General features: G+C 70.0%; 7 protein-coding genes and 1 other annotated feature. Of the genes, 3 read left to right on the forward strand and 4 right to left on the reverse strand.

Annotated features, from left to right (window positions below):
- The first annotated feature begins 42 nt into the window (after window positions 1-42).
- Window positions 43-918, forward strand: a complete 876-nt coding sequence (locus DRV85_RS15370) for a dienelactone hydrolase family protein (protein WP_158540174.1) — start codon at window positions 43-45, stop codon at window positions 916-918.
- 5 nt (window positions 919-923) lie between these two features.
- Here DRV85_RS15370 and DRV85_RS15375 read toward each other — a convergent pair whose 3' ends face one another.
- Window positions 924-1,463, reverse strand: coding sequence for an HdeD family acid-resistance protein (locus DRV85_RS15375; protein ID WP_113290360.1), 540 nt, complete (start codon window positions 1,461-1,463; stop codon window positions 924-926).
- Between the two features lie 331 nt (window positions 1,464-1,794).
- Between DRV85_RS15375 and DRV85_RS15380 the strand changes: the two genes are divergently transcribed.
- Window positions 1,795-2,640, forward strand: coding sequence for a hypothetical protein (locus DRV85_RS15380; RefSeq protein WP_113290361.1), 846 nt, complete (start codon window positions 1,795-1,797; stop codon window positions 2,638-2,640).
- Between the two features lie 45 nt (window positions 2,641-2,685).
- Here the strand turns inward: DRV85_RS15380 and DRV85_RS15385 are convergent, their stop codons facing one another.
- The 3 genes from DRV85_RS15385 to DRV85_RS15395 form a co-directional block, all read right to left on the reverse strand.
- Window positions 2,686-3,540, reverse strand: coding sequence for a universal stress protein (locus DRV85_RS15385; RefSeq protein WP_113290362.1), 855 nt, complete (start codon window positions 3,538-3,540; stop codon window positions 2,686-2,688).
- 13 nt (window positions 3,541-3,553) lie between these two features.
- Window positions 3,554-5,044, reverse strand: coding sequence for a SulP family inorganic anion transporter (locus tag DRV85_RS15390; RefSeq protein WP_113290363.1), 1,491 nt, complete (start codon window positions 5,042-5,044; stop codon window positions 3,554-3,556).
- 67 nt (window positions 5,045-5,111) lie between these two features.
- Window positions 5,112-5,173, reverse strand: a sequence feature (sul1 is cis-regulatory element that is thought to sense ions involved in sulfur or methionine metabolism; They are found in Alphaproteobacteria).
- A gap of 201 nt (window positions 5,174-5,374) precedes the next feature.
- On the reverse strand, window positions 5,375-6,742 hold the full coding sequence (locus DRV85_RS15395; RefSeq protein WP_113290364.1) for a cytochrome P450: 1,368 nt from the start codon (window positions 6,740-6,742) through the stop codon (window positions 5,375-5,377).
- A 118-nt stretch (window positions 6,743-6,860) separates the two neighbouring features.
- Here DRV85_RS15395 and DRV85_RS15400 point away from each other — a divergent pair, with 118 nt between their 5' ends.
- A complete protein-coding gene (locus DRV85_RS15400; protein ID WP_199525978.1) occupies window positions 6,861-7,514 on the forward strand; it encodes a hypothetical protein in 654 nt (217 codons plus the stop codon).
- Window positions 7,515-7,689: the final 175 nt, after the last annotated feature.

The raw sequence follows: 7,689 nt of genomic DNA on the forward strand, positions 1-7,689 counted from the left end.
CATGCTCGCCGCATGATCGGGGAAATCTGGAGACGTATGCCGATGTGGGCGATCATCGCTGCCTCCGCGGCGCTGGGCGGGGCCGTCGCCCTGGCCGCCGCGAACATGTTCGGCCGCTACAGCGGCCTGACCGTGCCGCGCAGCGAGCCCGCGGCGCTCGCCCACATGCTCGCGCCGCACGCCCGGCTGCGCCTGCCTGCGACGGGCGAGGCACCCTTTCCGACAGCGCTGCTCTTTTCCGGCTGCGACGGACCCAAGGACAACCTCGATACATGGAGCGCGGCGCTTAATGCGCAGGGTTGGGCCGCCCTCGTCGTGGACAGCCACACGCCCCGGGGTCTCACCGACTTCCAGCTCTGGCGGCTGGTCTGCGCCGGTCAGCTTCTGACCGGGGCGGAGCGGGCCGGCGACGTCGCCGTCGCCGTCGCCGAGGCGAAGAAGCTGCCCGAGGTGGATGGCGAGCGCCTCGCGCTGCTCGGCGCGTCGCACGGCGGCTGGGCGGTGCTCGAGTTCCTGTCGATGGCCGATCACGGAGAGGTGCCGCATGCGCTCACCCGCTGGCCGGAGGGCATGGCCGAGGCGCCGCTCGACGGGGTCGCGGCGGCGCTTCTGCTCTATCCCTATTGCGGGCAACTCTCCCGCGCGAGCCGCCGCGGCTGGAACAGCCCCGTTCCGGCGCTCTTCCTGCTCGTCGAGGGCGACGCGATCGCCAGCGAGAAGCCCTGCCAGCGGATCGTCGCGCGCGAGGCCGGGCGCGGGCTGCCGGTCGAGCAGCATGTCTATTACGGTGTGACGCATGGCTTCGACCAGAAGGAGAAGGCGGCCCTGAGCGCGCTGGCCTTCGACGCCGAGGCGACCGAGGACGCGCTGGCGCGCGGCATCGCCTTTCTCGATGAGGCGATCGGCCGCGCGCCCTGAGCCCTTCAGGCCATGCGGCCCTGCTGTTCGTCGCCGCCGCTGCGCAGGTAGAGCGCGTAGGAGATCAGCGTCGCGCCGCTCGACAGCAGTTCCACCGCGAGCAGCACGCCCAGAAGAACCGCGGCGGACTGCGGAAAGTTGGAAAAGACCATAAGCGCCAGCACGACCGAGATCGCGCCCGAGAGCAGCATCGCCCAGAAATACCCGCTGCCGCGGACAGCGAAGGAGAAGAAGATCTTCGCGATCCCGCTCGCGAGGAACATGATCGCGGCGACGATGGTCAGCGTGAGGATGCCCGCGAGCGGATTGGACAGGAGCGACACGCCCAGCCAGAGAAACACCGCGGCCAGCACCAGCGCCCAGATCCGCGCACCCCAGCCCGAGACCTGGAAGACGGCGACCACCTGAAGGAGGCCGCCGAAGATGAAGAACCAGGCCGCGACCCGTTCGGCCGTCACGGTCGCGGCGAAAGGATTGAAGAGTGCCACGACACCCCCGACGATGAAAAGGATGCCGACCAGCATCCACCAGAACCACCCCGACATGAACCGTTTCTCCTGCGCTGGCGTATTGCACTGTTCGGTAACTATAGCGCATGAAAGTTACGCGACGCGTCGGCGCACGGCAAAGAAATTGTTTCGCGGCGCCTGTCGCAGGGCATGCCGTTGCAGGGCGGAGACAACCCGCCGGACGGCGCGGGTGCGGCTGGTCTCGGCGCGGCCTGGCGATGCAGCCTGGCGACGGCGGCTCAGAAAACCGCCGAACGCATCCCTTATCGGCGCTGACTTTGCCGAAAAGCTTGGTAACGATGTCGTTCGGGCGGCGACGGCGCTGGTCGCGCGCCGGCCGCAGGTAAGCGACAGGGGGACCAGGCAGATGGATGCGACGACGGCCGCCGAGCTCTATTCCGGGCTCACGCTCCCCGCCTTGCCGTTCCTGCCGACGGTCCTGATGTTGCTCGTCGCCCTTCCGCTGGCGGCGGTCCTGGGGTTCATGACAGGCGCCGCGCGTCGCCGGACGCTGGACGCCGGCGGAGAGTCGCCCGAGGCGCTCGTGGGCGAGACGACGCTGGGCGCCATCCTCGCGCTGCTCGGCCTGATCCTCGCCTTCACCTTCGCCAATGCGCTGTCGGTCTCGCAGGACCGCAAGGCCGCGCTCAATGACGAGGCCGCGGCGCTCGGGACAGCCTTCCTGCGCGCCGACTACCTGCCCGGGCCGGGGCGTGCGGAGCTGCAAAGCGCGCTGCTCGACTACGCGCGCAGCCGTGTGGTGCCGGAAGACGGCAGGCTGGGCACCGCGGAGGCGTTGCGCGCCTTCATCGGCGAAAGCCTGCGATTGCAGGCGAGGCTCTGGCCCCTGACGCTCGAGGCGACGGCGGATCCGGTGCCGCCGCCGATCAAGAGCTTCGCCGCGGGGGCGGTCAACGATGTGCTCGACGCGCATCTGGCGCGGATGCAGACGCTCTCGGCGCCGGTGGCCAACATCACGCAGGCCATGATGCTGTCGATCGCGGTGGTCGCGCTCTTCCTGCTCGGCAACCGGGCGGGCATCGCCGGCCGGCCGCTGACCTGGCGCACCTTCGTCTTCGCCTACTCCCTCTTCGCGGTCATGGTCACCATCACCGACATCCAGCGCGCGACCGAGGGGTTCGTCCGCCTCAACGACAGCAATCTGCGCGCGACGATCTTCGACATGGAGCAGGCGCTGGCCGCGCGCGGCTAGCCGCGGGCGCCACCCCCGGCCGGCACGGACCCGCGGCGCCGCCCGTCAGCGCATCAGCACGACCGGAACCTTGCAGGAGCGCACCATCGCCGTGGTGGTCGAGCCGATGATGAGGCTGCGGATCCGGCTGTGCCCATAGGCGCCCATGACCACCATGCCGAAGCCCCCGCTTTCGACCATCGCCCCGAGTTCCGTCTCGGGCTGGCCCGGCACGATGGCGGTGCTCGCCTCGAGGCCGGCCGCGTCGAGCAGCGCCTTCGCGTCCGCGAGCCCCTTGCGCACCTCGTCCGTGTCGGCGCCCACGGTGACAACGTGGATCGACAGCCCGACGAAGAGCGGACTGCGCGCGATGTGGTCGATCGCCTTCATCGCCGAGCGTCCGCCGTCGTAGGCCACGAGCACGCTCGAGATGTCGCGGAAGGCGCGCGAGGCCACGAAGACCGGCCGATGCGCGGCCCGCACGATCCGCTCGAGGTTCGACCCCAGATGCCCCATGGCGAAATCCGCTGCCTCGCCGCGCTTGCCGACGACGATGACGCGGGCCTCCGCCTCCACCTCCGCGACGCTCTCGACGATGTCGCCGTGCCGCAGACGGGTGGTGATCCCGCCGACGCCTGCCGCGTCGAGGATGGCGCGCGCGTCCTCGAGGATCGCCCGCCCGCGGGCGCGCACGAGGCGTGCGCGCTGCTCGTCCAGCTCGGCCAGTTCCTCCAGCAGCTTCGTGCGCGCGCCCAGGCGGAGCGAGCCCGACAGATCCTGTTTCTCCGGCGCCTCGCGGCGGCCGAGCACATGGATCAGTTCCACCGGCGCCCCTGTCCGCGACGCGATCCAGGCGGCGTGTTCGCAGACGGAGGCGGAATAGATGGAGCCGTCCACCAGCGCGACGATCTTCTCGGTCATGTCTTCCGCTCCCTCAATGTGTCGCGAGCTTGTCCATCGCGCCGGGCTTGTCGTGGACGGCGAGCCGGTCCACCAGCGTCTCGGTCGCCGCGTTCATGCCCACGACCTCGACCTCGGCCCCGTCGCGGCGCAGCTTCAGGATCGCCATGTCGAGCGCCTGCACCGAACTGATGTCCCAGATATGCGCGCGGCTCACGTCGATGACGACCCGCTCCGGCGCCTCGCGAAAGTCGAAGGCGCCCATGAAGTCCTCGACCGAGCCGTAGAAGAGCTGCCCCTCGACGTGGTAGGTGCGCACCCGGCCGTCGGCGCTGATCTCGCTCGTCACGCGGAAGAGCTGCGCGATCTTGGCCGCGAAGAATATCCCCGAGAGCAGCACGCCCACGAGCACGCCAATCGCCAGGTTGTGCGTGTAGACCACCACCGCCACGGTCGCGAGCATCACTACGGAGGACGAGCGCGGATGCACCCGCAGGTTCTTGATCGAGGACCACGAGAAGGTGCCGATCGAGACCATGATCATGATCGCCACCAGCGCGGGCATCGGGATCAGGCTCACCACGTCGCCGAGGCCGACGACGAGCCCGAGCAGCACCACGCCCGCGGCGAAGGACGACAGCCGCCCGCGCCCGCCGGACTTCACGTTGATGATCGACTGCCCGATCATCGCGCAGCCGGCCATGCCGCCGATAAATCCCGTGGCCGTGTTGGCGAGGCCCTGACCCACGCATTCCTGGTTCCGGTCCGATTTCGTGTCGGTCAGGTCGTCCACGATGTTCTGCGTCATCAGGCTTTCCAGCAGGCCCACGACGGCCACGGCGACCGAATAGGGCAGGATGATCATCAGCGTCTCGACGGTCAGCGGGATGTCGGGGATCAGGAACACCGGCAGGGTGTCGGGCAGGGCGCCCATGTCGCCCACGGTGCGCACGTCCCAGCCCAGGCCCACCGCGAGCGCGGTGAGCACGACGATGGTCACGAGCGGCGAGGGGATCGCCCTGGTGAGCAGGGGGAAGAGATAGATGATCGCGAGGCCCGCCGCGACCAGCGCGTAGGTCAGCCAGCCGACGTGCCGCGGATCGAGTTCGGGCAGCTGCGCCATGAAGATCAGGATCGCCAGCGCGTTGACGAAGCCCGTCATCACCGATTTCGAGACGTAGCGCATCACGAATCCCAGCCTCAGCACGCCCGCCCCGATCTGCAGAAGCCCCGCCAGCACCGTGGCGGCGAGCAGGTATTGCAGCCCGTGGTCGCGCACCAGCGTGACCATCAGCACCGCCGTCGCGGCGGTGGCGGCCGAGATCATGCCCGGCCGGCCCCCCGTGATGGCGGTGATGACCGCGATGGAGAAGCTGGCGTAGAGGCCCACCTTGGGATCGACGCCCGCGATCAGGGAAAAGGCGATGGCCTCGGGGATGAGGGCCAGCGCGACGACGAGGCCGGCCAGGAGATCGGCGCGGACGTTGCCCAGCCACTGGCTGCGGTAGAGTTCGAAGGAGATCATCTGAAGGACTGCCCCGCGACCGGCCTGACCGCGAGGGCGGCCGGTGTGCGTATCGCACCTTGTCTGTCGTTGTCCGGCGGATCGGCGGCCGGAAGAGCCATCCGGATGCGCGCAGGCTCCGGATCCAGGTTCGCTGCGGCGCGGCATAGCGCGCTGCGCCGCGAATGCCAACCCGTGAGAGGGCCGAAGCGCCCGCCCGCGCCACATCCATGCGGATGGGGAGCAGTGGACGCGGCTGCCTGCGCAAGGTGGCGCAGCGGGCGCCGTCGCGGATCGCTCCCGCCGCCTCTGGGAGGCGCTGCGCTCCGCCGCTCCAGTCGAGAGGTCTCTCTAGACCGCTTCGGCCTGAAGCCAGACGCCGCCTTCCGGCCGAAGCGTCAGGATCATCATCGGCCGCGGCGCCCGGCCCGGCACTGGCCTGAAGCGGAAACGGGCGAGCAGGGTGGCGAGAATGATCACCGCCTCCTGCATCGCGAAGCTCGCGCCGATGCAGATGCGCGGCCCGTCGCCGAACGGCAGCCATGCGTAGCGCGGGATCGCCTTGCGGTCGCTGAAGCGGTCGGGGCGGAAGGCGTCGGGCGCGTCCCACAACAGAAGGTTGCGATGCAGCGCATAGATCGGGATCATCACGGTGTCGCCGGGCCGGATTTCGCGGCCGCAGAGCGTGTCCGGCGCCCGCGCGGTGCGCGATACGGCGCCGGCCGGCGGGTAGAGGCGCAGCGCCTCCTCGCAGATCTGACGGATGTAGGGCAGGTTTTCCACGTCCTCGCCGGTGCAGGCACGGCTGCCAAGCACGGCCTGCGCGTCTGCGCGGGCGCGGTCCTGCACGTCCTGGTCGAAGGCACAGAGATAGAGCGACCAGGCCAGCGTCAGCGCCGTCGTCTCGTGGCCCGCGACGATGAAGGTCAGCAGGTTGTCTCGCAGCTCCTCGACCGACATGGCGCGTCCGGTCTGTGGATCCTCGGCGCCCAGCAGCAGATCGAGCAGGTCGGGCACGCCGTCGCGGCCGCGGGCTGCGCGCGCCTCGATGGCGCGGTCGGCCACGCGCTTCGTCTCCAGCATGGCACCACCCGCGACCATGCGCCCAGGGCGCGGCACCCACTCTGGAAAGCCCAGCATGTCGAAGAGCGAGATCCGCCCGGCGTCGGCGATATAGTGCTCGATCGCGGCGTGGACCTTCGCGCGGTCCACCCCCTCGTCGCCCGAGAAGGTCACCTCCGAGATCACGTCGAAGGTGGTCGCCACCATCTCGTCGAGCATGTCGAGCGCGCGCGGCCCGGCCTGCGCGACGCGCCCGGCGGCTCGCTCGGCAGCCGCGGTCATGACCGGGGCCAGGGCGAGGACGTTGCGATGCGTGAAGGCCGGGGCGGCGGCGCGGCGCTGCCAGCGCCAGTCGGCGCCTTCGGCGACGAACAGGCTCTCGCCGATCGCCGGGCGCAGCAGGGTCTTGGTCACGTCGGACTTCGGATAGTCGTCCAGCCGCTCGAGCAGGATCCGGCGCAGCGCCACCGGGTCCATCACCATGTGCCAGCGCGTTCCGGTGCGGCCCGACACGATGGGCTGGCGGGTGGCGATCTCGGGGATGATCTCCAGGATGTTGCGGCGCGCGGCGGCGAGGCTCTGCATCAGGTTCAATGGCCGGGTGACGAGCGGCACCCGGACGGGCAGCGCAGGGGTCTCCGCGACCTGATCCTTCATGCCGGCCTCCTTTTCGCAAAAGTTAGCCCTGGCCGGCGGCAGGGCAATCGGGGCGTTCGATTGCGTTGTACCGGCCGCTCGGCTATCCCGTCATGCGCTGCAACCTCAGGAGACCCCCATGGTGCGCCTCGCCGCCCTTCTCGGCCTTTGCGGACTGCTGGCCGCCTGCGGCACCGCCGCCGATCTCGACGATGCGCCCGTGCCGCTGGGCGACTTTCGCCTCGGGCACAACATCGTCGTGGCGCCGAACCTCGTGAAGGGGCCGCTGTCGCGCGAGGCATCGGAGGACGAGTGGATCGCGGCGGTAACCGAGGCCGTGGAGGACCGTTTCGGCCGCTACGAGGGCGAGCGCTTCTATCACTTCGGGATCAGCGTCGAGGGCTACGTGCTGGCGCGGCCCGGCGTGCCCGTCGTGGCGAGCCCGCGTTCGGCGCTGATCGTGAAGGTCACCGTGTGGGACGACGCGGCGGGCGAGAAGCTCAATCCCGAACCCGAGACCGTGACCGTCACCGAGGCGCTCTCGGGCGAGACCGTCGTGGGCTCCGGGCTGACGCAGACGCGCGAGGAGCAGATCGAGAACCTCGCGATTTCGGCGGCCAAGCAGATCGAGCGGTGGCTGGTGAAGCAGAATCGCTGGGAAGGCTGGTTCGGCGGGCGCGAGGCGAACCGGCGCCGGGTCGCGCAGGCCGCCGCGCAGGCGCCGGAGGCGGAGCCGGCGACACCGCCGGACGGCACGGAGACGACCGCGGCGGCGCCCGTCGCGGGGGAGTGACCGGCCGGCCGTGAGGTTTGCTCGCCGCCCTGCAAGGGTCTGTCGCAGCGCCGTCTTACCCCGCTTGATTTTCGCCAAGCGACCCAATATGGGGACGCGCGATGTGCAACCCGGGCCGGCCGAGGCCCCCAGAACCGCGAGGCGCCTGAGAAGCGATGGCAAAGGCAAAGTTCGA

Origin of the sequence: Rhodosalinus halophilus, assembly GCF_003298775.1 — a bacterium.
GTDB lineage: Bacteria > Pseudomonadota > Alphaproteobacteria > Rhodobacterales > Rhodobacteraceae > Rhodosalinus > Rhodosalinus halophilus.

Bases quoted from the DNA above. Each gene is read 5' to 3' on its own strand.
- DRV85_RS15375 (WP_113290360.1), bottom strand. From the start codon at position 1,463: ATGTCGGGGTGGTTCTGGTGGATGCTGGTCGGCATCCTTTTCATCGTC.
- DRV85_RS15385 (WP_113290362.1), bottom strand. From the start codon at position 3,540: ATGACCGAGAAGATCGTCGCGCTGGTGGACGGCTCCATCTATTCCGCC.
- DRV85_RS15370 (WP_158540174.1), top strand. From the start codon at position 43: ATGTGGGCGATCATCGCTGCCTCCGCGGCGCTGGGCGGGGCCGTCGCC.
- DRV85_RS15395 (WP_113290364.1), bottom strand. From the start codon at position 6,742: ATGAAGGATCAGGTCGCGGAGACCCCTGCGCTGCCCGTCCGGGTGCCG.
- DRV85_RS15400 (WP_199525978.1), top strand. From the start codon at position 6,861: ATGGTGCGCCTCGCCGCCCTTCTCGGCCTTTGCGGACTGCTGGCCGCC.
- DRV85_RS15380 (WP_113290361.1), top strand. From the start codon at position 1,795: ATGGATGCGACGACGGCCGCCGAGCTCTATTCCGGGCTCACGCTCCCC.
- DRV85_RS15390 (WP_113290363.1), bottom strand. From the start codon at position 5,044: ATGATCTCCTTCGAACTCTACCGCAGCCAGTGGCTGGGCAACGTCCGC.